At 68.9% G+C, this 25942-nt stretch carries 19 protein-coding genes; 8 read left to right on the top strand and 11 right to left on the bottom strand.

Translation table 11 applies throughout. From position 1 onward, the window contains the following. Nucleotides 1-4 precede the first annotated feature (4 nt). Nucleotides 5-2641 carry a methyl-accepting chemotaxis protein gene (locus AB8P05_RS30045; RefSeq protein WP_472761660.1) on the bottom strand — a complete coding sequence of 879 codons (2637 nt, stop codon included), beginning with the start codon at nucleotides 2639-2641 and terminating at the stop codon, nucleotides 5-7. 287 nt (nucleotides 2642-2928) lie between these two features. Here AB8P05_RS30045 and AB8P05_RS30050 point away from each other — a divergent pair, with 287 nt between their 5' ends. The 3 genes from AB8P05_RS30050 to AB8P05_RS30060 are packed head-to-tail and all read left to right on the top strand — an operon-like array spanning nucleotide 2929 to nucleotide 9189. Further along, complete coding sequence (locus tag AB8P05_RS30050) at nucleotides 2929-4095, top strand: FIST signal transduction protein (RefSeq protein WP_472761661.1); 1167 nt, start codon at nucleotides 2929-2931, stop codon at nucleotides 4093-4095. Nucleotides 4096-4099: 4 nt separating this feature from the next. Next, nucleotides 4100-8077, top strand: a complete 3978-nt coding sequence (locus AB8P05_RS30055; protein WP_472761662.1) for a hybrid sensor histidine kinase/response regulator — start codon at nucleotides 4100-4102, stop codon at nucleotides 8075-8077. After that, nucleotides 8074-9189 carry a response regulator gene (locus AB8P05_RS30060; RefSeq protein ID WP_472761663.1) on the top strand — a complete coding sequence of 372 codons (1116 nt, stop codon included), beginning with the start codon at nucleotides 8074-8076 and terminating at the stop codon, nucleotides 9187-9189. The genes AB8P05_RS30055 and AB8P05_RS30060 overlap by 4 nt, the downstream gene beginning before the upstream one ends. 15 nt (nucleotides 9190-9204) lie before the next feature. Here the strand turns inward: AB8P05_RS30060 and AB8P05_RS30065 are convergent, their stop codons facing one another. Next, a complete protein-coding gene (locus AB8P05_RS30065) occupies nucleotides 9205-9972 on the bottom strand; it encodes a DUF2076 domain-containing protein (RefSeq protein WP_472761664.1) in 768 nt (255 codons plus the stop codon). Between the two features lie 385 nt (nucleotides 9973-10357). Between AB8P05_RS30065 and AB8P05_RS30070 the strand changes: the two genes are divergently transcribed. Genes AB8P05_RS30070 through AB8P05_RS30085 form a run of 4 tightly spaced genes read left to right on the top strand, consistent with a single transcriptional unit; the run spans nucleotide 10358 to nucleotide 13296 of the window. Further along, a complete protein-coding gene (locus tag AB8P05_RS30070) occupies nucleotides 10358-11035 on the top strand; it encodes a chemotaxis protein CheC (RefSeq protein ID WP_455175712.1) in 678 nt (225 codons plus the stop codon). Between the two features lie 7 nt (nucleotides 11036-11042). Next, nucleotides 11043-11390: a PAS domain-containing protein gene (locus tag AB8P05_RS30075; protein ID WP_472761665.1), complete on the top strand. Its 348-nt coding sequence runs from the start codon at nucleotides 11043-11045 to the stop codon at nucleotides 11388-11390. Nucleotides 11391-11395: 5 nt separating this feature from the next. Then, on the top strand, nucleotides 11396-12898 hold the full coding sequence (locus AB8P05_RS30080) for a sensor histidine kinase (RefSeq protein WP_472761666.1): 1503 nt from the start codon (nucleotides 11396-11398) through the stop codon (nucleotides 12896-12898). Beyond that, nucleotides 12895-13296, top strand: coding sequence for a response regulator (locus tag AB8P05_RS30085; protein WP_455175710.1), 402 nt, complete (start codon nucleotides 12895-12897; stop codon nucleotides 13294-13296). The genes AB8P05_RS30080 and AB8P05_RS30085 overlap by 4 nt, the downstream gene beginning before the upstream one ends. A gap of 130 nt (nucleotides 13297-13426) precedes the next feature. On the opposite strand, the gene AB8P05_RS30090 is transcribed toward AB8P05_RS30085, so the two are convergent. The 3 genes from AB8P05_RS30090 to AB8P05_RS30100 all read right to left on the bottom strand — a co-directional run bounded on the left by AB8P05_RS30090 (nucleotide 13427) and on the right by AB8P05_RS30100 (nucleotide 19157). Then, the gene (locus AB8P05_RS30090) at nucleotides 13427-15235 is read right to left on the bottom strand and encodes an ABC transporter ATP-binding protein (protein WP_472761667.1); all 1809 of its coding nucleotides are present in this window, start codon (nucleotides 15233-15235) and stop codon (nucleotides 13427-13429) included. A gap of 346 nt (nucleotides 15236-15581) precedes the next feature. Then, nucleotides 15582-17723, bottom strand: a complete 2142-nt coding sequence (locus tag AB8P05_RS30095) for a YgiQ family radical SAM protein (protein WP_472761668.1) — start codon at nucleotides 17721-17723, stop codon at nucleotides 15582-15584. Between the two features lie 186 nt (nucleotides 17724-17909). Continuing rightward, nucleotides 17910-19157 carry a TCR/Tet family MFS transporter gene (locus AB8P05_RS30100; protein WP_472761669.1) on the bottom strand — a complete coding sequence of 416 codons (1248 nt, stop codon included), beginning with the start codon at nucleotides 19155-19157 and terminating at the stop codon, nucleotides 17910-17912. 327 nt (nucleotides 19158-19484) lie between these two features. Here AB8P05_RS30100 and AB8P05_RS30105 point away from each other — a divergent pair, with 327 nt between their 5' ends. Continuing rightward, nucleotides 19485-20825: a ferredoxin reductase family protein gene (locus AB8P05_RS30105; RefSeq protein ID WP_472761670.1), complete on the top strand. Its 1341-nt coding sequence runs from the start codon at nucleotides 19485-19487 to the stop codon at nucleotides 20823-20825. Nucleotides 20826-20832: 7 nt separating this feature from the next. On the opposite strand, the gene AB8P05_RS30110 is transcribed toward AB8P05_RS30105, so the two are convergent. The 6 genes from AB8P05_RS30110 to pstC form a co-directional block, all read right to left on the bottom strand. Continuing rightward, the gene (locus AB8P05_RS30110; protein WP_472761671.1) at nucleotides 20833-21408 is read right to left on the bottom strand and encodes a TMEM175 family protein; all 576 of its coding nucleotides are present in this window, start codon (nucleotides 21406-21408) and stop codon (nucleotides 20833-20835) included. 16 nt (nucleotides 21409-21424) lie between these two features. Then, a complete protein-coding gene (locus AB8P05_RS30115; protein ID WP_472761672.1) occupies nucleotides 21425-22180 on the bottom strand; it encodes a YoaK family protein in 756 nt (251 codons plus the stop codon). A gap of 399 nt (nucleotides 22181-22579) precedes the next feature. After that, nucleotides 22580-22957, bottom strand: a complete 378-nt coding sequence (locus AB8P05_RS30120) for a hypothetical protein (RefSeq protein WP_472761673.1) — start codon at nucleotides 22955-22957, stop codon at nucleotides 22580-22582. 172 nt (nucleotides 22958-23129) lie between these two features. Then, entirely contained in the window at nucleotides 23130-23993 is an 864-nt protein-coding gene (gene pstB, locus AB8P05_RS30125) for a phosphate ABC transporter ATP-binding protein PstB (RefSeq protein ID WP_472761674.1), read from the bottom strand. Nucleotides 23994-23995: 2 nt separating this feature from the next. Further along, nucleotides 23996-24877 (bottom strand): phosphate ABC transporter permease PstA, encoded by an 882-nt coding sequence (pstA, locus tag AB8P05_RS30130; RefSeq protein WP_455175703.1) that lies wholly within the window; start codon nucleotides 24875-24877, stop codon nucleotides 23996-23998. A gap of 4 nt (nucleotides 24878-24881) precedes the next feature. Then, on the bottom strand, nucleotides 24882-25865 hold the full coding sequence (pstC, locus tag AB8P05_RS30135) for a phosphate ABC transporter permease subunit PstC (protein WP_455175702.1): 984 nt from the start codon (nucleotides 25863-25865) through the stop codon (nucleotides 24882-24884). Nucleotides 25866-25942 lie beyond the last annotated feature (77 nt).

Genomic DNA, 25942 nt, shown 5'->3' on the forward strand with positions numbered 1-25942 from the left:
TTTCTCAGCCCGCCCGCATGCGGTTGACCAGACTGTCGACCTGAGAGCCGAGCGAGCGCACCTCGTCCGCCACGGTGGAGGAGGCCGTCAGCACACGGGTGGCGGATTCGCCCGACTCCGCGGCGGCCCGGGCCACGGAATCGATGTTGCGGCGGACATGCTGGGTGCCGTCCGCGGCCTCGCCGACATTGCGGGCGATTTCGCGGGTGGCCGCACTCTGCTGTTCCACCGCCGCGGCGACGGTGGCGGCGATCTCGTTGATCTCGCGGATGGTGCCGGCGATGGAGCGGATGGCGTCCACCGCGTCCTGCGTCACCGACTGCATCGCCTGAATCTGGCTGGAGATCTCCTCCGTCGCCTTGCCGGTCTGGTTGGCGAGGCTCTTCACCTCCGACGCCACCACCGCGAAGCCCTTGCCGGCCTCCCCGGCCCGCGCCGCCTCGATGGTCGCGTTCAGCGCCAGCAGGTTGGTCTGGCTGGCGATGTCGTTGATGAGCTGCACCACCTCGCCGATCTTGTTGGCCGACTGCGACAGCCCTTCCACCGTGCGGTCGGTGCGCTCGGCCTCGCTGGCCGCCTTGCGGGCGATCTGGCTGGAGGCATGGACCTGGCTGCCGATCTCCTGGATGGAGGCCGACAGCTCCTCCGTCGCGGCGGCGACCGCCTTGACGCTGCCTTCGGCCTGCTGGGAGGTGCTGGCGGCGGTCGCGGCCTCGCCGGTGGTGGCTTCGGCATTCCGGCTCATGCGCTGGGCCATGTCCTGCATCTCGCCGGCCGCGCGGGCGACGCGGTCCAGCACGCCGCGGACGCTGCTCTCGAAATTCTCCGCCATCTCGACCATGGCGCGGCGGCGCTCGCCGGCGGCCCGGCCGCGTTCCGCCTCGGCGCGGGCGTTGGCGGCGTTGGCCTCGTTGGCGGTGTCGCGGAAGACCATCAGCGCGCGGGTCATGTCGCCGATCTCGTCGGAGCCGGCGGCGGGGATCGGGGCGTTGAGGTTGCCGCCGGCAATCGCCCGCATGGCGTCGGACAGGGCGCTCAGCCGGGCGACGATGTTGCGGCCGACCACGAACCAGGCCAGCGCCGCGGCGCCGATCAGGCTGCCGGCGGCGAACAGGATCAGCATCATGCGGCCGGCGGACAGCGCGTCGGTGGCGCCGGCCGCTGCGGAATCCGCCTCCCGCTTCATCGCCGCGATCTGTTCGTCGACCATGCCGGCGAACTGGTGGGCGAACTGCCGGTTCTGCGCCAAAACCTTCTCGTTCTCGGCAGCAGCATCCAGTTCGGAGCGGCGCAGCTTGAACAGGCTGTTCTCGCCCGAACCGAAGCCGGCCAGGACCTCGGCGCTCTTGACCAGCTTCGGCAGGCCGTCGTCGCCCGACTTCTGCAGCGCCTTCAGCCGCTCGTCCATCGCCTTGGCGGCGGCGGCGTAGCGGGTCTCCAGCATCGCCAGCCGGTCGGTGCTGGGCGCCTGCGCCGCCTCGTTCAGCGCGCCGACGGTGGCGGCGGCGTAGGTCGACAGTTCCAGATATGTCCGGAAGCGGGCCAGCCCGTCGCCCAGCAGATCCTGCATGGAATCGCGGGTCTGCGAACGGACGTTGACGCTCGACAGCTTGATCTCGGCCTTCAGCCGCATCAGCGGCGATTCCATCTGCTCCAGCAGGACGGACTGCCGGCGCGCCGCGTCGGTCAGCACCTCTGCCACCTTCTGGCGCAGCGCGTCGCGCTCCGCGCTGCCGGCCGGCAGTTCCAGGGCCTTGCGGCGCAGGTCGAAGACGCCGTCGGCGCCGTCGCCGAGCAGGAAGAAGGCGTCCAACCCTTCGGAGGTGTCCTTGCTCAGCCGGTTGCCGATCTGCGCTGAGGCGCTGACCATGCGGGCGGCGGCCTCCAGATAGGATTGTTGGTGCTGGGTGACGGCGAAGGCGGTCTCGGCACTGCCGGCGCGGGTCAGCGCCTCCGACGCCACGCTCAGGTCGCCGCGCACCTCGTACATGGTGATCAGCGAGCGGACGGCGTCGCCCAGCGCGTTCATGTCGCGCTCTGTGCTGCTGTCCAGCGCCTCGCCCTTGCCGCGCAGGGTGGCGCCGGCCCGGTCGGTCAGCGGGGCGAGGCTGGCGAGGAAGGCGTCGTAGGACTTGGCCAGTTCCGCCGACATCGTTTCGCGCGTGCCGCGGACGGACAGGCGCAGGTTGGCGGCGGCGTTGCCGCGCTCCAGCGTGGCGATCAGGCCCTCGGTCTTGGCGCGCAGCTCGGCGATCCGCGGGTCGCCGGCACGGCGGGTCGCCAGTTCCTCCACCAGCGTGCCCAGCGCCTTGCCGTTGCCCATGATCTCGCCATAGATGCGTTCGCGCTCGCCCTGGCTGTCGGCGGCGGCGAGCACCGGGGCGGCGGCGGCGATGCCGCTGCTTTCTCCGGACAGGCGCTTGGCCAGTTCCATTTCCGGCAGCCCGGTGCCGACGATCCGCGTCAGCGGCGCTTCCACCGCGGAGAAGGAGGTCAGCCCGACGATGCTGGCTGCGACCGTCATGCCGGCCATGCCGGCGAAGGCGAGCAATAGCTTGCCGCGGACTCCCAGGCGGCGGGCGCGTGGCGCGCCGTCCTTGCGGTCCGGCATCATGGTGTCGTCGCGGGCGTCGATCGTCATGTTTCGTCCTGCTCCCCCGGGATGATGTGTCTGTCCGGGCTTGGCGCCCGTCTTGTTCGTTCCCGCCGCGCACTGCTTGGCAGACCAACCATACCGCAGTGTGGTTGACAGATCCTTACGGGGGAACACTCAATTTTCCGCCATCCGTCGTTATAGTCGCTTCCGGCGGTATGCCGTCGGACCGGCCGCCCGCCATGCGTCATTATGACCATTCGCCTGAGACGAACGTTATAGGGGCTCTCCTCGCGCACCTCCGCCGTGCTAGTCTTCCGCGCGGGACATCGGCGATGGGGAGACGCATGCGGGTCTGGCAGACGGTGTTCGCGCCCTCGGCGGCGGAGGTGTCTCCTCTGCCCGCCCCGCTGCCGGCCGATCTGGTCCTGGTCTTCGGCTCCGTCGCCCGCTTCGACGCGCCGGGCTTCGCGGCGGGGCTTGCCCACGCCTTCCCCGGCGCCGTGCTGGCCGGATGCAGCACCGCGGGCGAGATCCTGGGCGACGGCGTGTTCGACGATTCCTGCACCGTCACCGCCATCCGCTTCGACCGGGGCGCCGTCGCCGCGGCGGAGGCCGGCATCGCGGCCATCGACGACAGCCAGCCGGCGGGGGAGGCGTTGGGAGAGGCGCTTGCCGCCCGGCCGGGGCTGTCGGGGGTGCTGCTGTTCGCCCGCGGCGTGGCGGTGAACGGAAGCGCGCTGATCGACGGGCTGCTGTCGCGCCTGCCGGCCGGGGTGCCGGTGTCGGGCGGGCTGGCCGGCGACGGCGGCGCCTTCGTCCGCACGCTGGTGCTGGGTCCGTCCGGCGTGTCCGACGCCCGCGCGGTGGCGGTCGGGCTTTACGGGGATGGGCCGCATCTCTGCCTCGGCTCCGTCGGCGGGTGGGAGCCGTTCGGGCCGGCGCGCAAGGTGACCCGCGCCGTCGGCAACCTGCTGCTGCAGCTGGACGGCGAACCGGCGCTGAACGTCTACAAGCGCTATCTTGGCGACTATGCCCGCGACCTGCCGGCGTCGGGGCTGCTGTTCCCGTTCGAGCTTCTGAACGGAAACCACGATTCGGTCGGGCTGATCCGCACCATCCTGGGCATCGACGAGGCGGCGGGCGGCCTGATCCTGGCCGGCACGGTGGAGGAGGGCTTCTACCTCCGGCTGATGCATGCCAGCACGGACGGGCTGGTCGACGGGGCGGAGCAGGCGGGCGCCATCGTCGCCGGCGCGGCGGCGGACCCCGGAAAGGAAGCCGTCGGTGACAGGCTCGCCCTGCTGGTCAGCTGCGTCGGGCGCAAGCTGGTGCTGGGCGACCGGGTGGAGGAGGAGGTGCAGGCGGTGGCCGACCGGCTGGGGGCCGGCACCCTGCTGACCGGCTTCTACTCCTACGGCGAGATCGGGCCGATGCGCGATCTGGTCGATTGCCGGCTGCACAACCAGACGATGACGGTCGCCTTGCTGACGGAACGCTGACAGCATGCACCGCCTGCTGCAAAGCCAGTTCAAACGGGTTCTGGGCCTGCAAAGCGCGGAGGCGGCTGAGTCCGTCCTGGCGGAACTGAAGGCGCTCGCCGGCCAACCCGGCCTGTCGCCGGAGGCGGCGCGGATGCTGGACGGCCTGCCGGCCCTGTTCGGCCGCATCGGCCAGAGCTACGAGCAGGCGGACCGCGACCTGACCCTGCGGGCGCGCAGCCTGCAGCTGAGTTCGGAGGAGCTGGCCGAGGCCAACGAGCGGCTGCGCCGCGAGGCCGGGACCCAGGCCCATGCGATCCGCCGGCTGCGCGGCGTCGCCAACAGCCTGCTGCGCGCCGACGGCCGCCCGGAGCTGCCGGATTCCGCCGACAGCAGCCCGACCGACAGCCTGGAACGGCTGAGCCAGCTGATGGCCGGGCTGGTGGAGGAGCGATCCGCCGCGCAGCGGGCGCTGGAGCAGCAGAAATTCGCGCTCGACCAGCATGCCATCGTCAGCATCACCGACCATCGCGGCATCATCACCTACGCCAACGACAAGTTCTGCCAGATCAGCGGCTTCCCGCGCGAGGAGCTGCTGGGCCGGTCGCACCGCATCGTGAATTCGGGCCGCCACCCGTCCGGCTTCTTCGCGGAGATGTGGCACACCATCATGGACGGGCAGGTCTGGCACGGCGAGATCTGCAACCGGACCAAGGCGGGCGAAGACTATTGGGTGGCCGCCACCATCGTGCCGCAGCTGACCGCCGACGGGCAGCCGCACCAGTACATCGCGATCCGCACCGACATCACCGAGCGCAAGCGGATGGAGGCGGAGCTGGAGGACAGCCGCCGCTTCCTGCAGAGCATCACCGACAGCATGGGCGAGGGCGTTTTCTCGCTGGACCGCAACGGCTTCTGCACCTTCCTGAACCCGGAGGCGGAACGGCTGCTCGGCTGGTCGCTGGAGGATCTGCGCGGCATCCCGCTGCACGACGCCGTCCATTACAAGGACGGGCAGGGGAACCCGGTCGCGAGGGAGGACTGCGCCGTCCTGAGCAGCGTCCGCCGCGGCGAGGCCTACCGTTCGGAAACCGACCATTTCGTCCGGCGCGACGGCACCGTCTTCCCCATCGCCATCACCACGGTGCCGCTGCGCGAGGAAGGGCGCATCGTCGGGTCGGTCACCGTCTTCCAGGACATCACCGAACGCCAGCGGATGCTGACCGCCCTGCAGGAGAGCGAGGAGCGGCTGACGGTGGCGCTGGACGCCTCCAACACCGGGCTGTGGGACTGGAACCCGGTGACCGACCACGCCTATTTCTCCGACCTCTGGCTGGGCATGCTGGGCTACGCCCCCGGCGAGCTGCCGCCCCGCGGCACCACATGGCTGGAACTGCTGCACGAGGACGACCGCGACCGCGTGCTGGCGGTGCTGGAAGAGCATGTGGCCGGCCGCGCCCCGGTCTACGAGGTCGAGTTCCGCATGCGCCACAAGTCCGGCGCCTGGGTCTGGATCCTGTCGGCGGGCAAGGTGACGGAGCGCGACGCGGCGGGCCAGCCCACCCGCATCACCGGCATCCACAAGGACGTGACCGACCGCAAGCGCACCGAGGACGAGCTGGCGCGCGCCAAGGAGGAGGCCGACCGCGCCAACCGGCAGAAGAGCGACTTCCTCGCCAACATGAGCCACGAGATCCGCACGCCGATGAACGCGGTGATCGGCCTCAGCCACCTGATGATGAAGACCGACCTGACGCCGCGGCAGCGCGATTACCTGGACAAGATCCACGCGTCCTCGCGCAGTCTGCTCGGCATCATCAACGACATCCTCGACTTCTCCAAGGTCGAGGCCGGCAAGCTGACCATCGAGGCGATCCCCTTCCATGTCGGCGACGTCCTGCAGGAGGTGGCGACCGTCGTGCTGCCCAGGCTGCGGGAGAAGGGGCTGGAACTGATCCTCGACCTGAACGGCGACGTGCCGGGCACGCTGGTGGGCGACCCGCTGCGGCTGGGGCAGGTGATCCTGAACCTCGTCTCCAACGCCGTGAAGTTCACGGAGCGGGGCGAGGTGGTGGTGACGGTGGGCGGGCGCATCGGCACCGGCGACGATTACCGGCTGGAGGTGGAGGTCTGCGACACCGGAATCGGCATGTCGCCGGAACAGACGGCGGCGCTGTTCCGCCCCTTCTCCCAGGCCGACAGCTCCACGACGCGGCGCTTCGGCGGGACCGGGCTGGGGCTGGCGATCTGCCGGCAGCTGGTAGAGCTGATGGGCGGTCGCGTCTCGGTGGAAAGCCGGCCGGGGGAGGGCAGCATCTTCCGCTTCTCCGTCCGCTGCCGCGTCGCCGCGGGCGAGACCATGGACGAAAGGCTGCCGCGCGACCTGATGGACCGCCGGGTGCTGGTGGTCGACGACAGCGATGCCGTCCGCTCCATCCTGACCGACATGCTGGAGCGCTTCGGACTGACCGTGGAATCGGCGGCCGATGGGCTGTCGGCGCTGCGACGGCTGGAGGATGGGCAGGCCGGAACCCAGCCGCCGGTGGAGCTGGTGGTGCTGGACTGGCGCATGCCCGACCTGGACGGGGTGGAGACGCTGCGCCGGCTGCGCGCCATGCCGGGCGCCCAGCCGCCGGTGGTGATGACCACCGCCTATGGCGCCGACGGGGTACAGGGCGCGCTGGAGGATTCCATGCCCGGCGGCGGACCGGTCACCGCCGTGCTGGAGAAGCCGGTCACGCCGTCGGCCATGTTCGATTCGGTGATGATGGCGCTCGGCGGCGGCGGGCCGCGGGTGACGGACGCCCTGCGCCGGGTCCATGACCCCGCCCAGTCGACGGAGCTGTCGGCGCTGGTCGGCCGCACCGTCCTGCTGGTGGAGGACAATCTGGTCAACCAGCAGGTGGCCTGCGGCCTTCTGGAGCTGGTCGGCATCGAGGCGATGGTGGTCGGCAGCGGCGAGGAAGCCCTGCAGGCCCTGCGCGAGGTCAAGTTCGACCTCGTGCTGATGGACGTGCAGATGCCGGGGCTGGACGGCTACGAGACAACCCGGCTGATCCGGCGCGAACTGGAGCTGTCGGCCCTGCCCATCGTCGCCATGACCGCCCACGCCATGGCCGGCGACCGCGAGCGCTGCCTGGACGCCGGCATGAACGACCATGTCTCCAAGCCGATCGACCCGGAGGCGCTCTATGCGGCGCTCGCCCGCTGGCTGAAGCCGGTGCGCGGATTGGGCGGTGGACTGGGCGGTGGATTGGGCAGCGGGCTGGGAAGCGGGGCGGCGGGAACGGTGCCGGCGCCGTCGATCGCCGCGGTTTCGGCCGCTCCGGCGCTGCCGGAAAGCCTGCCGGCGCTCGACCTCGCCGTCGCCCGGCGCAACGTCAACGGCAACCTCGCCCTGCTGCGCCGGATCCTGATCGATTTCGCCGCCACCCATGCCGGGGAGGCGGCCCGTCTGGCCGCCGCGGTGCGGGAGGAACGGTGGAAGGACGCGCTCCGCCTGTCCCACACGCTGAAAGGCACCGCCGCCACCATCGGCGCCATGGAGCTGTCCGCCCTGGCCGGCGTGGTGGAGCGGGGGGCGATGACCTCTCCGCCCGTGCTGGAGGACGGGATTCTCGACCGGCTGGCCGGCGCGCTCGCGCTGGTGGTGGAGGGGATCGGCACCCTCGGCCGGCCGGCGGAGGCCGCGGCCACGGTCGCGGCGGCGGAGGCGCCGTTCGGCACCATGCTTCCGATCACCCCGCCGCCGTCCGCCGTGCCGCGCGACACCCTGCGGGCGGCGCTGTCGCTTGCCGACCAGCTGGGCGGGCTGCTGATCGCCGGCGATCCGGAGGCCGGCGACATGGCCGACGGGCTGGCCCGCCTGCTGGCCGGCAGCCCGGTGGCCGCGGCGGCCGACCGGGTGAACCGCCATGCCGGCGCCTTCGATTTCGAAGACGCCGCCACCGCCCTTGCCGAGCTGCGCGACCGGCTTCGCGATCTGAGGGAGACCGCGACATGACCATGCCGCTTCCGACCGGCGACAAGCCGCGGATCCTGATCGTCGACGACGAGCCGATCAACCTGAAGGTCCTGGCCGACCTGCTGCGCGACAGCTATGGGCTGATCGTGGCGAAGGACGGGCCGCAGGCGCTCGCCCGGCTGGCCGGCGACCGGCTGCCGGACCTGATCCTGCTCGACGTGATGATGCCGGGCATGGACGGGGTGGAGGTGTGCAGGCGGCTGAAGGAGGACGCCCGCACCCACGAGATTCCGGTGATCTTCATCACCGCGATGGGGCAGGTCCATGACGAGACCCGCGGGTTCGAGGTGGGCGCCGTCGATTACATCACCAAGCCGATCTCCCCGCCGGTGGTGCTGGCACGGGTCCGCACCCACATCGCGCTGCGCGAAGCCCGCCGCGCGCTCGCCGACCAGAACCGGCAGCTGGAAGACCGGGTGGCGGAGCGCACGCGCGACCTGCTGCGCGCCCAGGACGCCACCATCCGCGCCATGGCCTCGCTGGCGGAGACCCGCGACAACGAGACCGGCAACCACATCCGCCGCACCCAGAACTATGTGCTGGCGCTCGCCCTCCATCTCAGCCGCGACCCGCGCTATGCCGGCCAACTGGACGAAGAGACCATCGAGCTGCTGTACAAGTCTGCGCCTCTGCATGACGTCGGCAAGGTGGGCATCCCGGATTCGATCCTGCTGAAGCCGGGGAAGCTCACCGACGACGAGTTCCACATCATGAAGACGCACGCGGCGCTGGGGCACGAGGCGATCTTCGCCGCCGAAGGGCAGGCGGACATGGCGGCCGGCGAAAGCTCCTTCCTGCGCATCGCGCGGGAGATCGCGCACGGCCACCACGAACGCTGGGACGGAACCGGCTATCCCCAGGGGCTGGCGGGGGAGGCGATCCCGCTGTCCGCCCGCCTGATGGCGGTCGCCGACGTCTACGACGCGCTGATCAGCCGGCGCTGCTACAAGCCGCCCTTCCCGCACGAAAAGGCGGCGTCGATCATCCGCGAAGGCAGCGGCAGCCATTTCGACCCCGCCGTCGTCGCCGCCTTCACCGCCCTGGAGGACGAGTTCAAGGACATCGCCCGCCGCTACAGCGACGAGGGGTGAGCCGGCCTGCGGTCCTCAGATCCAGGAATCGCCACCGCCGCTATCCCCGCCACCATCGTCGAAGGGCGCGTCGTCGAACGACGCATCATCGGCCGGCGGCGGGTCGGGGTCATAGGACGCGTCCTGCACCGTGTCGCCCTGCGGCCCCTGGCCGTCGCCGTAATTGTTGATGACCGTCTCGTTGATCGTCTCGCTGACCGGGGTCTGCGCCGCCGCCTCACCGAAGGGGCCGGGGGAATGGTGCAGCAGGGAGGAGATGGCGCTCGCCGCCAGCATGCCGCCCGCCACGCCCGCCGCCGTCTGTGCCGCACCGGCGAAGAAGCCGCCGCCGCGCGGCGCCATGGAGGGCGCCATCCCGGCCCCCATCCCGGCTTGCGGGAAAGGCGGCGGGGAGTAGGACTGCTGCGGATAGGCGGCGCCGGGGCCGCCACCCCACGGGCTGCGGCCGGCGGGCTGCTGTGGCGGAGCAGGGGGCGGTTCGGCGCCCCGGCTCCACGGGCTGCGGCCGATGCCGAGCGCGTTCGACAGGAAACTGCCGCCGGACGGGGCCGGCTGGGCCGGGCGGTCGCGCAGTTGCCGTTCCAGCTCCTCGATCCGGGTCTGCGCCGCGGTCAGGGCCTGCTGCTGCACCAGAACGGTCTGCGCCATGTAATAGGCGGACAGCGGCTGGTCCTGGACCGCGCGGCGGATGAAATCCTCGGCCTCGCCGTCGCGCGGCTGGGACTCCACCTCGCGCAGGCGGCGGAACAGGTCGGACAGAAGGGTGCGTTCCTCAGGGGTCATAACCATCTCCTCGCGCCATCTCGTTGCGCGACATCCATTGCGCAGGCGCCTCGCTTGATGTGGAGTCGCCATCCCCCGGCGGACAAGTCCCCTGGGGCGGCCCGGTCGGAGGAGCCTGTCCTCGTCACGAACAGCGGCCACGCCATTTCATTACGTCTCTAAAGCAATATTGCATAAGAGTCCCGATATCTTGCCGAACGTTCCGAACATGGCGCATGAGTTGGTGGATCGTCGGGCTGACCATTGTGGGAAGAGGGGCGGCTATATCGGCTATGGCGTCGCCGGCTTAACATATGACATTGACGGGGGTGCCCTTTTTGCGGTCGATGGGCCACATTCTGGGTGCGACCGCCGGGCGGCGCCGGTTGTGAAGCCGAGACCAAGAATGAACAGGCGCCGAGAGATGGTGGAACTGACCGACCTGGAGCGCGATGCGCTGACCGAGTTGGTGAACATGGGGGTGAGCCGTGCCGCCACCCATCTCAGCCGCATGGTCCAGGACCAGGTTCTGCTGTCCGTCCCGACCGTGGACATCGTCAGCCGGCAGGAGGCGTCCGATTTCCTCAGTGCGCGGGAACGCAACGGGCTGGTGGCGGTGGAGCAGCAGTTCCACGGTTCCTTCGACGGCCGCGCCATGCTGATCTTCCCCGAGGCCAACAGCCTAGAACTTGCCCGCGCGGTGCTGGGCGGCGACCTGACGCTGGCGGAGATCGTCGATCTGGAACAGGACGCCCTGGCGGAGATCGGCAACATCATCCTGAACGGCTGCCTCGTCGTGGTCGCCAACGCGCTGAAGGACCGGCTGACCATCTCGCTGCCGGCGGTGCTGCGCGGCGACGGCGCCAACATCCTCAAGGACAAGGCGGGCGACTCGGACGAGCTTGTGCTGTTCCTCTACATCGACTTCACCATCCGCAGCCGCAGCATCCGTGGCTACATCGCCTTGCTGATGGGCGTCTCGTCACTGGAATCGCTGAAGCTGTTGATCCATGCCTTCATCGAAGGCATCGCCGCCGAAGATCCCTCATCCGCCGGAACGTCGCATGGTCCCCAGATTGCCTGAACAACCGATGTGGGCCCTGGATGTGCTTGGGGCGCTGGATGCGGGAATCCTGCTTCTCGACCGCCATTGCCGGGTCCTGTACTGGAACGGCTGGATGGAGCAGGCATCCACCCTGACCGCCCGCGAGATCCTTGGGCACGACCTGTTCGATGCGCTGCCGAACCTGCGCGAGTCGCGCCTGCACATCGCGGTGCGCGACACGCTGGCCACCGGGGCGCCCGGCGTGCTTTCCCACACGCTGAACCCGATGCTGTTCCCGCTGCGCCTGCCGGACGGGCGGCGGATGGTCCACAATGTGGTGATCCGCCCGCTGCCGTCCCACGCGCAGGCCAACGGGGAGAGGCTCGCTGCCTGATCCAGGTGACCGACGTCACCGCCTCGGTGAACCGCGAGCGCGTCCTGCGCGAGCAGCGCGACGCCCGCTACCGCGCCATCGTCGACACCGCGCCCGACGCCATCGTCACCACCGACACCCGCGGCATGGTCCAATGGATGAACGGCGCCGCCACCCGCCAGTTCGACTATCGTCCGGAGGAGCTGATCGGGCAGAGCGTGGCGGTGCTGCTGGGCGACGACGCGCCGGACTGGATCGCCATGGCCGAGCACAGCGGGCCCGGCAGCTCCGGCACCCTCGACGCCGTCACCCAGCCGGTGGAGCTGTCCGGCCGGCGCCGCGACGGCAGCCACATCGACCTGGAACTGTCGATGGCGCGCTGGGAATCGGAAGGGCGCAGCTTCATCACCGGCATCCTGCGCGACATCACCGAACGCCGCCGCACCCGCGAGGAACTGCGGGCCAGCGCGCTCGCCATGCGGCAGCTGGCCGAACAGACCAAGGCGACGCTGGACGCGCTGCCCGCCTTCATCGCCGTGCTCGACCGCTCCGGCCACATCGTCTCGGTCAACCGCGCCTGGGCCGAAGCGGGGCCGGAGACGACCTTCCTCGGCCAGGGCTGCATCGTCGGCGACGACTATCTCGACCATTGCGGCAAGGGCCAGACCGCCGACCCGCGGGCGGACGACGTGATGGACGGCCTGCGCACGCTGCTGAGCGACGGCGGACCGCCGGTGTCGGCGGAATATGTCACCGGCAACCAGCACTGGTTCCGCTGCCTCGCCGCCCCCATGCCGGCCGGCCCCTTCGGCGGCACGGTGCTGATGCACATCGACGTGACGGAGATCAAGTCGATGGAGGCGGCCCTGCGCAAGCTGGTCGGCCAGAAATCGACCCTGCTGCGCGAGGTGAACCACCGCGTCAAGAACAGCCTGCAGCTGGTGTCCAGCCTTCTGACCCTGCAGACCCTCAGCCTGCCGGACGAAGGGGTCCGGGTACATTTCCAGGACGCCCGCAGCCGCATCGAGGCGATCGCCCGCGTCCACAACCGGCTCTATCAGGCCGACCAGTTCCAGACCATCGAGTTCGGCACCTACCTCAATGAGCTGTGCGAGGATCTGGCCCGTGCGTCGGGTGGCGAGAGCATGTGCGACATCGTCGTGCGGTCCGAGGTCATCGACCTGCCCATCGACCATGCCGCACCGCTGGGCCTGATCGCGAACGAGCTGATCACCAACGCGGTGAAGCATCGCGGCAGCGGCCCGGCGCGGGTGACGGTGACCTTCCGGCGCGAGGGGGACGACCTGTCGCTGACCGTGTCCGACCGCGGTCCGGGGCTGCCGTCCAACTTCGACATCCGCAAGAGCCGCAGCCTGGGCATGCGCCTGATCTCCAGCCTCGCCAGCCAGATCCGCGCCAGCGTCGACATCGACACCACCCCGCAGGGAACCACCTTCCGGATCGAGCTTCCGGTGCCCGACGCGGTGCCGCTGCTGGAAACGTCCTCTCCCGAGGAGATCGACGGATGAAGATCCTTCTGGTCGAGGACGAGGTGCTGATCGCGCTGGAACAGCAGCTCTACCTGGAATCCGTCGGCCATGACGTCATCGGCCCCGCCGTCACGGCGATGGAGGCGGTGGAGCTGGCCAAGGCCGACAAGCCGGATCTGGCGCTGGTCGACGTGCATCTGGGCATGGGCACCAACGGCATCGACGCCGCGCGCGGCCTGAACGCGCTGGGCGTGCCCTGCCTGTTCATCACGTCCTTCCGGGACGAGCTGAAGAAGGACGGCCCGCTCACCGGCATCGGCTGCCTGCCCAAGCCCTTCACCGAAAGCGGCCTGCTCGCCGCCGTCGACGTCGCCCGCGCCATCCTGGCGGGGGAGACGCCGCGCAACGTGCCGCAGACGATGGAGCTGTTCGTGTGAGGGGGTGCGGAGTTAGACCCCCACCCTAACCCTCCCCCGCTGGGCGGGGAGGGGACGAGTGCTTGTTCGTTAAGGCAGCGGCAGTCCCTCCCCGCCCAGCGGGGGAGGATAGGTGGGGGTCTAACCTCCCTCACCCTCCGATCTTGCGGACCCGCTCCGGCGCCGACTGCTGTTCGAACAGGCGGCGGTAGAGCCCGCCCGGCCGGTGGAGCAGGGCGGCATGGCTGCCTTCCTCCGCCACGCGGCCCTGGTTGAAGACCAGGATGCGGTCCAGCGTGCGCACGGTGGACAGGCGGTGGGCGATGATGATCGCCGTGCGACCCTGCATCAGCCGTTCGATGGCCTCCTGGATCAGCGCCTCCGATTCCGAATCCAGGCTGGAGGTCGCCTCGTCCAGGATCAGGATCGGCGCGTCGGCCAGGAAGGCGCGGGCCAGCGCCACCCGCTGGCGCTCGCCGCCCGACAGCTTCACGCCGCGCTCGCCGACCAGCGTCGCATAGCCCTTCGGCAGGCGGGCGATGAAATCGTGGGCGTTGGCGAGCCTGGCCGCCCGCTCGATCTCCGCCATCGACGCGCCGGGGCGGCCATAGGCGATGTTCTCCGCCAGGGTGCGGTGGAACAGGATCGGCTCCTGCGGGACGATGGCGATCTGCGAGCGCAGCGAGTGCTGGGTCGCTCCCGCCACGTCCTGCCCGTCGATCAGCACCCGGCCGTCGGTCACGTCGTACAGGCGCTGGATCAGCTTGACGAAGGTGGTCTTGCCCGAGCCCGACGGCCCGACCAGACCGACCCGCTCGCCCGCCTTGATGGTCACGGACAGGTCGCGGTAGAGCGGGGTGGTGTGGCCGCCATAGCGGAAGGTGACGTGGTCGAAGCGCACCTCGCCCGCCCGGATTTGGATCGGGGCGGCGCCGGGCCGGTCCTCCACCCCCAGCGGTTCGGCGTGGATCGCCACCAGCTCCTCCATCTCGTTGACGGAGCGCTGGAGATGGTTGATGTGCATGCCGATGTCGCGCAGATAGCCATGCACGACGAAATAGGTGGTCAGCACATAGGCGACGTCGCCCGGCGTCGCCTGTCCACGCCACCACAGCCACAGCGCGGTCGCGACCACGGCGCTGCGGATCAGCAGCAGAACCACCAGTTGCACGGTGCTGTGGCGGGTGTGGCGGGTCCAGGTGCGATGGGTGCGGCGGCTCCACTTGTCCACCACACCGGCCAGCCTGTCGTCCTCGCGCGGTTCGGCGCCGAACGCCTTGACCACCGCGTTGCAGCCGATGGCGTCGGCCAGCGTCCCGCCCAGCTTGGTGTCCCAGGCATTCGACAGCCGGGCGGCCGGCGCGATGTAGAGGGTGGAGAACAGCACGGTCATCGCGATGTAGACCGCGGTGCCCAGCGCGATGACCAGCCCCATCGCCGGCCAGTGCAGTCCCAGCATCACCATCGTGCCGACCAGCACGACCAGCGACGGCCACAGCGCCAGCAGCAGCGTGTCGTCCAGCGTGTCGAACGCCCACATGCCGCGGGTGATCTTGCGCACCACCGATCCGGCGAAGCTGTTGGCGTGCCAGTCGGTGGAAAAGCGCTGGATGCGGTGAAAGCTGTCCTGCCCGACATCGGCCATGATGCGCAGGGTGAAGGGGATGACGCCGCTCCAGGCGATGTGGCGCATCACCACCATGCCGACGCCCAGCGCCACCATGGCGCCGAAGGCGAACAGCGCCTCGTGCAGGGCCGCGTCGCGGTCGCCCGGCAGCAGGGTCAGCGCGTCGACCAGCCGGCCGGCGAACAGCGGCATGAAGACGTCGGCCAGCGTCGACAGGGCGATGGCCCCGGCGATGCCGATGGCCAGCGGGGTCTGGCGACGCCAGTGACGGAAGGTGAAGGCCAGAACGCTGCGGATGGCGCTCGGGCGTGGGGTGCGTTTCGACAGAGCCATGGGAGTCCAACCGGGGCAGGGCCGGCGGCGAAGCGCCGGCTCCACGGCGGGCAGGCCACCGGCCCTGAGCCGGCACATTGCCAAGCTGGGGCCGGGGTCGGCGACGCCGTTCGGGAAAGAGCGGAATGGAAGCGGTGCGGGGCTTGCGACAGCCCGCGCTGATGCCGCCTTGCGCCGAGCCTAGGAGTGGCGGTCCGAAAGGACGCGGCTGGCCGGCGCGGGAGTGTTCAGCAGGCACTTGGTACGCATGCAGCCTCCCGTTCGGCAGGAAATGAAACGACAAGACGGTATAACAAAGTTGCTGTGTAGGCGCCACTACCCCTTTGGTGGAGGCGCCGCCTGCGGATCAGCGTCCCTTCAGGTTCGTCTGGCGCGGCTTCATGCCGGTCGGGTTCGGACCAGCCGGTTTGCCCCCGGCCGGCTTCGCCCCCGGCGGCTTGCCCACCGGCGGCACCACACGGCGCCCCTGGCCGGCCTGCTGGGTGAGGAAGGTCTTGCCCCCCTTAGGCCCATTTGCCGGCCCCTTCTCCCGCGGCTTGGCGGTGGCGCCCACCGGCTGCCATGCCGGAATCAGATGCTCCTCGCCCGGCCCGATCAGATCCTCGCGGCCCATGCGCTTCAGCGCCTCGCGCAGGATCGGCCAGTTCTCCGGATCATGGTAGCGCAGGAAGGCCTTGTGCAGCCGGCGCTGCTTCAGCCCCTTGGCCGACGACACCATTTCCGACCCGACGCGGCGCACCGGGCGCAGGGGATTGCGCTCGCTGTGGTACATGGCGGTCGCCAGCGACATCGGCGAGGGCAGGAAGGTCTGCACCTGATCCGCCTTGAAGCCGTTCCGCTTCAGCCACAGCGCGAGGTTCATCATGTCCTCGTCCGTGGTGCCGGGATGGGCGGCGATGAAGTAGGGGATCAGGTAGAGCTTCTTCCCCGCCTCCTTCGCCGCCTTGTCGAACATCCGCTTGAACTCGTCATAGGCGCCCATGCCGGGCTTCATCATCTTCGCCAGCGGACCTGGTTCGGTGTGTTCCGGCGCGATCTTCAGATAGCCGCCGACATGGTGGGTCACCAGCTCCTTCACATATTCAGGGTTCCGCACCGCGAGGTCGTAGCGCAGGCCGGACGCGATGTGGATCTTCTTCACCCCCGGCACCGCGCGGGCCTTGCGGTAGAGCTGCACCAGCGAGGAATGGTCGGTGTTCAGGTTCTTGCAGATGTCCGGGAAGACGCAGGACGGACGCCGGCAGACCGATTCCGTCTCCTTGTCCTTGCAGGCGAGGCGGTACATGTTGGCGGTCGGCCCGCCCATGTCGGAGATGACGCCGGTGAAGCCCTTGGTCTTGTCGCGGATATGTTCGATCTCGCGCAGGATGGAGCCTTCGGACCGGCTCTGGATGATGCGCCCCTCATGCTCGGTGATCGAGCAGAAGGAACAGCCGCCGAAGCATCCCCGCATGATGTTGACGGAAAAGCGGATCATCTCCCAGGCCGGGATGCGCGCGTCGCCGTAGGACGGATGCGGCGCACGGGCGTAAGGCAGGTCGTAGACGCCGTCCATCTCGTTGGTTTCCAGCGGGATCGGTGGCGGGTTCAGCCACACGTCGCGGTCGCCGTGGCGCTGGACCAGGGCGCGGGCGTTGCCGGGGTTGCTCTCCTGGTGCAGGACGCGGCTGGCATGGGCGTAGAGCACCTTGTCGGCCGTCACCTGCTCGAAGCTGGGCAGGCGCACCACCATGCGGTCGGCGCCGGCGGCGCGCGGCGACACCGGTGCCGACGGATCGTCGATGGAGCTGCTGTCCACCACCGTCCAGCCCTCCGGCAGGGACGAGCGCATGATCGCGGTGCCGCGGATGTCGGTCATCGCCTTGGGCGATTCCCCCTTCAGCGCGCGCTGGGCGATCTCGATGATGGCGCGTTCGGCGTTGCCGTAGACCAGCATGTCCGCCTTGGAATCGACCAGGACGGAGCGGCGGATCTTCTCGCTCCAGTGATCGTACTGGGCGATGCGGCGCAGGCTCGCCTCGATGCCGCCCAGGACGATGGGGACGTCCTTGAAGGCTTCGCGGCAGCGCTGGGAATAGACGATGACGGCGCGGTCCGGCCGCTTCCCGCCCTCGTCGTTCGGGGTGTAGCTGTCATTGTGGCGCAGGCGACGGTCGGCCGTATAGTGGTTGACCATCGAATCCATGTTGCCGCCGGTGACACCCCAGAACAGCCGCGGCTTGCCCAGGATCTTGAACGGCTCCGCACTGCTCCAGTCCGGCTGGGCGATGATGCCGACGCGCAGGCCCTGCGATTCCAGCAGCCGGCCGATGATCGCCATGCCGAAGCTGGGATGGTCGACATAGGCGTCGCCGGTGACGACGATGACGTCGCACTGGTCCCAGCCCAGCCGGTCCATTTCCGCACGCGACATCGGCAGGAAGGGTGCGGCCTTGGGGCGCACGCTCCGGTCCGGGCGGTGGGCGAACAGGTTGGGGGCCGCGAGCATCGCGTTCTCCGGGTCTCAGCTGTCAATGCGGATGGAAGCCGACAGTCTTACCCTGTCGGCCCGCAAATTCCCACCGCTGATAACGCAGCGGAGCAATGGGACATTGTGCGGGATGGTGGGCAGCTATGTGGGACGCCCCACAGCCGGTGCAAGGGGAGGGCAGGGCGCCAACCTTGGAGGCGCCGTTCAGGCGGCGACGCCATCCGCCCCTTCCGCCCGGCCATTGCGCCGCGCCACCATCCAGCCGATCACCGCCCCGGCCAGCAGCACCAGCGCCGCCATCAGGAAGGCCGCGCCCGGCAGCGGGAACAGCGCCCCGCTGCCGACCGAGGCGGAATAGATGGCGCCGAAGACGACCGGCGACAGAATGCCGGCGACGCTCGCCACGCTCATGTTGGCGCCCTGCAGCTGGCCCTGTTCGGACGGGGAGACCCGCTGCGTCATCAGCGACTGGATGGTCGGCATCGCCAGCCCCCACAGCGCGTTCGGCAGGATGGCCAGCGCGAACCAGGCGCCGTCCGACGCCAGCCCCATGCAGGCCAGCCCACCGGCCCCGCCGAACAGGCCGACCACCATCGTGCCGCGGTCGCCCAGCCACCGCACCATCCGCTGCACGACCAGCCCCTGCACCACCATGTCGAGCGCGCCGACCACCGCCAGCAGAAGCCCGACGTCCCAGGCGGTCCAGCCATAGCGGTGGCCGGCATAGAGCACGAAGACCGCGGGAAAGACGTGATGGGAGAAATGCAGCATGAAGTTGACCAGGGCCAGCCCCGACAATTCGGTGTGGGAACGCAGCAGGCGCAGCGCACCGAACGGGTTGGCCCGGCGCCAGGAGAAGGCCATCCGGTTCTCCGGCGCCAGCGATTCCGGCAGCACCGCCAGACCATAGAGGAAGGCCAGCCCGCTGAGCGCACCCGCCGCCCAGAAGGGCGCACGCGGCGACAGCTCTCCCAGCAGCCCGCCCAGGAGCGGGCCGGCGATGAAGCCGGCGCTGAAGGCGGCACCGATCAGGCCATAGGCCCGCGCCCGCTGCTCCGGCGGCGTCACGTCGGCCATATAGGCGAACACGGTGGTGAAGCTGGAAGAGGTGATGCCGGCGATCGCCCGGCCGATCACCAGCCACCACAGGTTCGGTGCCACCGCGATCAGCACGTAATCCACCGCCAGCCCCAGGGCCGACAGCAGGATCACCGGCCGCCGCCCGTATCGGTCCGACAGCGACCCGATCACGGGAGAGCAGAAGAACTGCATCAGCGCCCACAGCGCCACCAGGGCGCCGTTGATGGTGCCGGCCTGCGCATCGGGCCCGGCGAACTCCTCGATCAGCGCCGGCAGCACCGGAATGACGATGCCCATCGCGACGATGTCGAGCGCTGCGGTGACGAGGATGAATGCGATGGCGGCCTTGCGCGGCCGAAGCAGGGAAGACATGGAAAAGCCTTGCGAAACACGACGGATGACTGTGCCCGGACAGCATGGGGGATGCGATGCCGGCCAAACTGGCGGCCGGAAAGGATCGCCCAGTGAAGCGGGATCATAGCCGGCGGCCGGCCGGTTGTGAAGCGAAATATTTCCGACTTCGGATGTATTTCGGCAGGGCGCGCGGATGGGCGAACCCTCCATCGACCGTTGGGGATCCGAACCTGTTCCCGGTACGAATGGCTGCATTTCGGGGAATCGGCTTGCCCGCAAGCAACATTAGCAAAATCATTTATGGACTGCCGCCCGGCGGGGCGGCGCAGCAGGAGGACCGTCGCCATGCGGAGGATCAAGCTCTCCTTCTGGGCGTTGCTGGCGCTGCTGACCGTGCTGTGGCTCGCCGCCGACCCCACGATGGTCGAATGGACCGGCTATTTCGCACTCCGCTCCGGCATGGTCCAGCACAGCGGCCTGATCGCCATCGGCTGCATGAGCGTCGCCATGGTGCTGGCGCTGCGCCCCCGCTGGCCGGAGAGATGGTTCGGTGGTCTCGACAAGATGTACCGCCTGCACAAATGGCTGGGCATCGGCGCTCTCCTGTTCGCGGTCGTCCATTGGCTTTGGGCGCAGGGAACGAAATGGGCGGTTGGCTGGGGCTGGCTGGACCGGCCGCACCGCGGCCCACGCGCGGCGCCGGAGAACACCGTCGCGCAGTCGCTGATGGAGCTTCGCGGCATCGCGGAGGACGTCGGCGAGTGGGCGTTCTACGCCGCCCTGCTGCTGATCGCGCTTGCCCTGGTCAGGAGCATCCCGTACCGGCTGTTCTTCAAGACCCACCGGCTGCTGGCGATCGCCTATCTGGTGCTGGTGTTCCATACGGTCGTGCTGACCAAATTCTCCTACTGGACGGCGCCGGTCGGCTGGGTTCTGGGGCTGCTGCTCGCCGCCGGCACCTGGGCCGCCGTCATGGTCCTGACGGGCCGCATCGCCGCCGGCCGGCGTGTTACGGGTACGGTCTGCGCCCTCCACCATTATCCGGGCCTGCGCGTGATCGAGGCCGAGATCGACGTGCCGCGGGGATGGCCGGGCCACAAGGCGGGCCAGTTCGCCTTCGCCATGTCGGACGCGGCGGAGGGTGCCCATCCCTACACCATCGCGTCCGCCTGGAACGAGGCGGAGCACCGCATCACCTTCGTCATCAAGGCATTGGGGGACCACACCCGGCGCCTGTGGGAGACGCTGCGGATCGGCCAGCCGGTGACGGTCGAGGGGCCGTACGGCTGCTTCACCTTCGACGACGAATGCCCGCACCAGATCTGGGTGGGCGGCGGCATCGGCGTGACGCCCTTCATCGCCCGCATGAAATATCTGGCGATGCATCCCGGACGGCCGACCCAGTCCATCGACTTCTTCCACACCACGCACGACTATGACGGGGATGCCATCGCCAAGCTCACGGCCGACGCGGCGGCTGCCGGCGTGCGCCTGCATGTCCTGGTCGACGACCGCGACGGCCGGCTGACGGGGGAGCGCATCCGCGCGGCGGTGCCGGAATGGCGCGACGCCGGCATCTGGTTCTGCGGCCCGACAGGCTTCGGCCAGTCGCTGCGGCAGGATTTCGCGGCCAATGGACTGCCGGTGGACCGGCGCTTCCACCAGGAGCTTTTCGAAATGCGGTGATTGCCCGTCATTCCTCCAGGGCGCGCTCGATCCGCCGGTCGGGCACCAGCCACAGCAGGATCACCAGGACGTAAAGCAGGATCGACAGCAGCTGCATGACGAAGGCCAGCGGAATGGCCATGGCATAGAACGCCATGCTGACCTTGCCCTTCAGGTCGGAGCCGACGGCCCGCGCCACCGCCGAATCGCGGCCGCCGCAGGCGATGATCGCGCGTTCGGTCAGGTTGTAGCCGACCGCCGCCATGCCCAGGACGACGCCGTAGGACGCCGTCGCCACTGCCGAGAAGGCGCTTTCATCCAGCCAGCGGATGACGAAGGGCACCAGCGACAGCCAGAACAGCAGGAACAGATTCGCCCACAGCACCCGCCCGTCGATGCGCGCGGTCGCCTGCAGCAGGTGGTGATGGTTGTTCCAATAGAGCCCGACATTGATGAAGGACAGCACATAGGCCAGCAGGATGGGAATGCGCTCCGCCAGGGCGGTGAGGCTGCCGTCCGCCGGTACCTTCAATTCCAGCACCATGATGGTGATGACGATCGCCACCACCCCGTCGGTGAACGCCTCAAGCCGGCCGGCCCTCATGCCGCGAACTCCGGCGTCAGGCGGCGGCCGGCGTGGCCGCCACCGGGTGAAGCGCGCAGACCGCGGTGCCCGCCAGCACCAGCGCGCCGACGACCACCAGGGGAAGCACCAGACCGCTCTGCGTCACCATGACGGCGCCGATGGCGGCACCGAGGAAGATCGCGGCGACGCTGGCGATGCGCCGGGGCGCGTTGGTGTTGGCGCCGCCGGCGAGGCTGGAATCCGCCGCCAGCCCGGTCAGGGTCAGGGTGAGGACCGTGGTGGTGAGGTCGGGGACCTTCAACTGCCGGACGGTGGCGTTGCGGAAGCCCATGGCGAAGCCGGTCAGCGCGATGATCGCATACAGACCAGAAGCGGGAGCCTGCGCGCCGACATCGAACCCGGTGGCGACGATCGCGGCGATCCAGAACAGGGAGGTTTCGAACAGGGCCGCCGCCAGCAGCCAGTGGCGCATCGGCCGTCCCGTCATCATCCGGCCGATCCGTCCGGCGATCAGGGCTCCCGCAAGGAAGGATGCCAGCGCCGTCACCGCCGGCATGACCAGGAAGCCCGGCGTTCCGGCTGCGGCGAAGCCGAGGAAGACGACGTTTCCGGTCATGTTGGCGGTAAAGACCTTGCCCAGGCCGAGGACGCTGATGGCGTCGACCAGCCCCGTCGTCACCGACAGGAGAAGCAGGAGCCAGGGCAGGGGGAGTTGCCGGTTGCGGCCGGTGCGGACATGGCTGTCGCTTTCCCAGTGTTTTCCGATGCGTGAAGCGACAGCATCTGCCATCGCCGCGACGACGGTCTTGTCGGTTCACGGCCGGCTTGGAAAATTCTGCACATCCTGCCGGGGTGGCGCCGCCGCCGATGGGAACACTGACAGTTTAGCTTTGCGCGGGCGATATGCAGCACATAAGTTCAGTTATGGAAATAAACTGGTGATTTGAATCCATGCCGTCGATTGTGCGACGATGCTATGCTCCCGTGTGAGCGTTGCAAGCAAGGGATGCCGGGTAGCCTTCGGGTCCCTGGGGCGTGTTTCCCTCCCCAGACGCTCCACCAAACGTCGGATAGCCCTGCGACTTGTCGAATCGACAGTTCCCGGCTATGCTCAAACCCAGGTGGCGGCGTACTGTAAGAGATGCCGGGTAGCCTTCGGGTCCGTGGGGCGTGTCTCTCTCCCCAGCCGCTACCTTCCTCTACATGGGCGAACCAGGGCACCGCGCGCTCGAATGTTTGCGATCTGGTCGTTGTTGCTGCGGCGCAGGGATTGGAGATACACCTCCTTGCGATTCACCGTCACTTTGACGACTGCGCACCACCAGACCGAGTCATGGTGCGCTACGACCACGTGCCTCTCGCGATCCTCCCGAACCTCGCCTTGGTCCAAAATCTCTTGAAGACGGGCGAAGGCTTCAGGGGTCCATCCGTGCTTCTTATGGCTGTCCCTGGTCTCCGACGACAGGAACACGCGGGTCGTCTTGGCTCCGAGATGTTTTTGTATATCGGCTGGCAGACGCGCCGCGACGATGATGCCGGAGGCATCCGATTCAAGAAAATCCTTCACGCCGCAGCCGTTCCCGCCATCACAGTCAGCGGCCCGACCCTACCCCATTCGATACTCGCAAGAAAGGCGGCGGTTGAGTGAACCGCCGCCTCGAACAGCTTCCAGTATGCAATCCGCCGAAATTCCTCCGCCGGCACTCCCCCTGGCGGAAAGGACCGGCGGAGCGGAAACCTCAGCCGAAACGGCCGGTGATGTATTCGGAGGTCTTTTCCTTGGTCGGGTTGGTGAAGATCTCTTCCGTGTTCCCGAACTCGATCAGCTCGCCGAGATACATGAAGGCGGTGAAGTTGGAAATGCGGGCCGCCTGCTGCATGTTGTGGGTGACGATGGCGATGCAGTAGTCGGAACGCAGCTCGTCCACCAGCTCCTCGCACTTGGCGGTTGAGATGGGGTCGAGCGCCGAGGTCGGCTCGTCGAGCAGCAGGACCGACGGCTTGACCGCGATGGCGCGGGCGATGCACAGGCGCTGCTGCTGGCCGCCGGACAGGCTCATGCCGTTCTGGCGCAGCTTGTCCTTCACCTCGTCCCACAGCGCCGCGCGGCGCAGCGAGAACTCCACCCGCTCGTCCATGTCGGCGCGGGACAGCTTCTCGTACAGCTTCACGCCGAAGGCGATGTTGTCGTAGATCGACATCGGGAAGGGCGTCGGCTTCTGGAACACCATGCCGACGCGGGCGCGCAGCAGGTTCAGGTCCTGCTTGGGCGACAGGATGTTGACGCCGTCCAGCATGACTTCGCCGGTCGCGACCTGCTTGGGATAAAGGTCGTACATCCGGTTCAGGATGCGCAGCAGGGTCGACTTGCCGCAACCCGACGGGCCAATGAAGGCGGTGACCTGACGGTCGTAGAGCGGCAGCGAGACGTTCTTCAGCGCGCGGTAGCCGTCATAGAAGAAGTCCAGGTTGCGGATGCTGATCTTCTCGGGCAGACCGGCGCCGGCGATTGCGCGGTCGGCACCGGCGCCGGGGATCATGCCGGGGGGCATCGCATGGCTTCCGTGGGCGGGGCTGTTGGCGTCCATGTGGGTCATCGTCATGGTTACTTTCTCGTCGAGCCGAGACCGGCCAGCAGCCGGGCGCCGATGTTGAGGAGCAGGATGGCGACCGTGATCAGCAGCGCGCCGCCCCAGGCCAGCTGGCGCCAGTCCTCGTAGGGAGACATCGCGTACTGGAAGATGACCACCGGCAGGTTGGCCATCGGCGCGTTCATGTCCGCGCTCCAGAACTGGTTGTTCAGGGCGGTGAAGAGCAGGGGAGCCGTCTCGCCGCTGATGCGGGCGATGGCCAGCAGGACGCCGGTGATCATGCCGTTGCGGGCGGCACGGTAGGCGACGAAGGTGATGACTTTCCACTGAGGCGCGCCGAGCGCGGCCGCGGCCTCGCGCAGGCTGTTCGGCACCAGCTTCAGCATGTCCTCGGTCGTGCGGACCACGACGGGGATGACGATGACCGCCAGGGCCATGGCCCCTGCCCAGGCCGAGAAATGGCCCATGCGGATGACCATCACCTCGTACACGAACAGGCCGACCATGATCGACGGCGCACTCAGCAGCACGTCGTTGATGAAGCGGACCACCTCGGCCAGCTTGCGGTCGCGGCCGAACTCGGCGAGGTAGGTGCCGGCCATGATGCCGATCGGCGTGCCGACCAGGGTGGCGACCGTGGTCATGATGACGCTGCCGAAGATGGCGTTCAGCAGGCCGCCCTCACCGCCCGGCGGCGGCGTGTTCTCGGTGAACAGGGCGATGTTGATGGCCGACAGGCCGTTGTAGAGCAGCGTCCACAGGATGGCGACCAGCCAGAACAGGCCGAAGCCGGCCGCACCCAGCGCCAGGGTGAGCGCGATCTTGTTGACGATGCGGCGGCGGTTGTAAAGGCCGCCGGCCGGAGCGGCGAGCGCCGCGGAACTTGACATGCTCATGGCCTCAGACTCCGGCCTGGCGCTGCAGGCGCAGCAGCATCAGCTTGGCGATCGACAGCACGGTGAAGGTGATCAGGAACAGGATCAGGCCCAGCGCCACCAGCGAGGCGGTGTAGACGTCGCCGACCGCTTCGGTGAATTCGTTGGCGATGGAGGCCGAGATCGTCGTGCCCGGCGCCATGATGGAGGAGCTGATGCGGTGCGCGTTGCCGATGACGAAGGTGACCGCCATCGTCTCGCCCAGCGCGCGGCCCAGCCCCAGCATGACGCCGCCGACCACGCCGGTGCGGGTGTAGGGCAGCACCACGTTCCACACCACCTCCCAGGTGGTGGCGCCCAGCCCGTAGGCGGATTCGCGCACCATCGGCGGCACCGTCTCGAAGACGTCGCGGGTGATGGAGGTGATGAAGGGCAGAACCATGATGCCCAGGATCAGGCCGGCGGTCAGGACGCCGATGCCGTAGGGCGGGCCCATGAACAGGTTGCCGATGCCCGGAACCTGCCCCACCGTGTTGATCAGGAAGGGCTGGATGGTCGACTGCATGAAGGGGGCGAAGACGAACAGGCCCCAGATGCCGTAGATGATGCTGGGAATGCCGGCCAGCAGCTCGATGGCGACGCCGAGCGGGCGCTTCAGCCAGGCCGGGCACATCTCGGTGATGAACAGCGCGATGCCGAAGCTGACCGGAATGCCGACAGCCATGGCGATGACCGACGTGATCAGCGTGCCGTAAATGGGGGCGAGCGCGCCGAATTCCTCCGACACCGGGTTCCAGACTTCGGTCGTGACGAACCCGAAGCCGAACGCGCGCAGTGCCGGAAGCGCGCCGTCGATGAGGGAAACGGTGACGCCGCCCAGGATGAACAGGACGAGCAGCGCGAAGAAAAGCGTGGCGTTGCGGAAAGCCGCATCCTGCAGGCGCTGGCGGCGGGCCCGTCGGGCGGTGGAAGCGTGTGCGTCGGTCAAGGTCAGCGCGATCTCGGTCATGGCCGCTCCGTGAGGCGTGCGGTGGGGACGGCGAAATTTCCGTCCCCGCCGGCGGATCATGCCCCCGGGCCGCGCCG

The sequence above is a fragment of the Azospirillum sp. VT-I1 genome (assembly GCF_055698305.1).

Excerpts from the sequence above, each read along its gene's own strand:
- AB8P05_RS30045 (WP_472761660.1), bottom strand. The coding sequence starts at position 2,641 with ATGACGATCGACGCCCGCGACGACACCATGATGCCGGACCGCAAGGAC.
- AB8P05_RS30050 (WP_472761661.1), top strand. The coding sequence starts at position 2,929 with ATGGGGAGACGCATGCGGGTCTGGCAGACGGTGTTCGCGCCCTCGGCG.
- AB8P05_RS30055 (WP_472761662.1), top strand. The coding sequence starts at position 4,100 with ATGCACCGCCTGCTGCAAAGCCAGTTCAAACGGGTTCTGGGCCTGCAA.
- AB8P05_RS30060 (WP_472761663.1), top strand. The coding sequence starts at position 8,074 with ATGACCATGCCGCTTCCGACCGGCGACAAGCCGCGGATCCTGATCGTC.
- AB8P05_RS30065 (WP_472761664.1), bottom strand. The coding sequence starts at position 9,972 with ATGACCCCTGAGGAACGCACCCTTCTGTCCGACCTGTTCCGCCGCCTG.
- AB8P05_RS30070 (WP_455175712.1), top strand. The coding sequence starts at position 10,358 with ATGAACAGGCGCCGAGAGATGGTGGAACTGACCGACCTGGAGCGCGAT.
- AB8P05_RS30075 (WP_472761665.1), top strand. The coding sequence starts at position 11,043 with ATGTGGGCCCTGGATGTGCTTGGGGCGCTGGATGCGGGAATCCTGCTT.
- AB8P05_RS30085 (WP_455175710.1), top strand. The coding sequence starts at position 12,895 with ATGAAGATCCTTCTGGTCGAGGACGAGGTGCTGATCGCGCTGGAACAG.
- AB8P05_RS30090 (WP_472761667.1), bottom strand. The coding sequence starts at position 15,235 with ATGGCTCTGTCGAAACGCACCCCACGCCCGAGCGCCATCCGCAGCGTT.
- AB8P05_RS30095 (WP_472761668.1), bottom strand. The coding sequence starts at position 17,723 with ATGCTCGCGGCCCCCAACCTGTTCGCCCACCGCCCGGACCGGAGCGTG.
- AB8P05_RS30100 (WP_472761669.1), bottom strand. The coding sequence starts at position 19,157 with ATGTCTTCCCTGCTTCGGCCGCGCAAGGCCGCCATCGCATTCATCCTC.
- AB8P05_RS30105 (WP_472761670.1), top strand. The coding sequence starts at position 19,485 with ATGCGGAGGATCAAGCTCTCCTTCTGGGCGTTGCTGGCGCTGCTGACC.
- AB8P05_RS30110 (WP_472761671.1), bottom strand. The coding sequence starts at position 21,408 with ATGAGGGCCGGCCGGCTTGAGGCGTTCACCGACGGGGTGGTGGCGATC.
- AB8P05_RS30115 (WP_472761672.1), bottom strand. The coding sequence starts at position 22,180 with ATGGCAGATGCTGTCGCTTCACGCATCGGAAAACACTGGGAAAGCGAC.
- pstB (WP_472761674.1), bottom strand. The coding sequence starts at position 23,993 with ATGACGATGACCCACATGGACGCCAACAGCCCCGCCCACGGAAGCCAT.
- pstA (WP_455175703.1), bottom strand. The coding sequence starts at position 24,877 with ATGAGCATGTCAAGTTCCGCGGCGCTCGCCGCTCCGGCCGGCGGCCTT.
- pstC (WP_455175702.1), bottom strand. The coding sequence starts at position 25,865 with ATGACCGAGATCGCGCTGACCTTGACCGACGCACACGCTTCCACCGCC.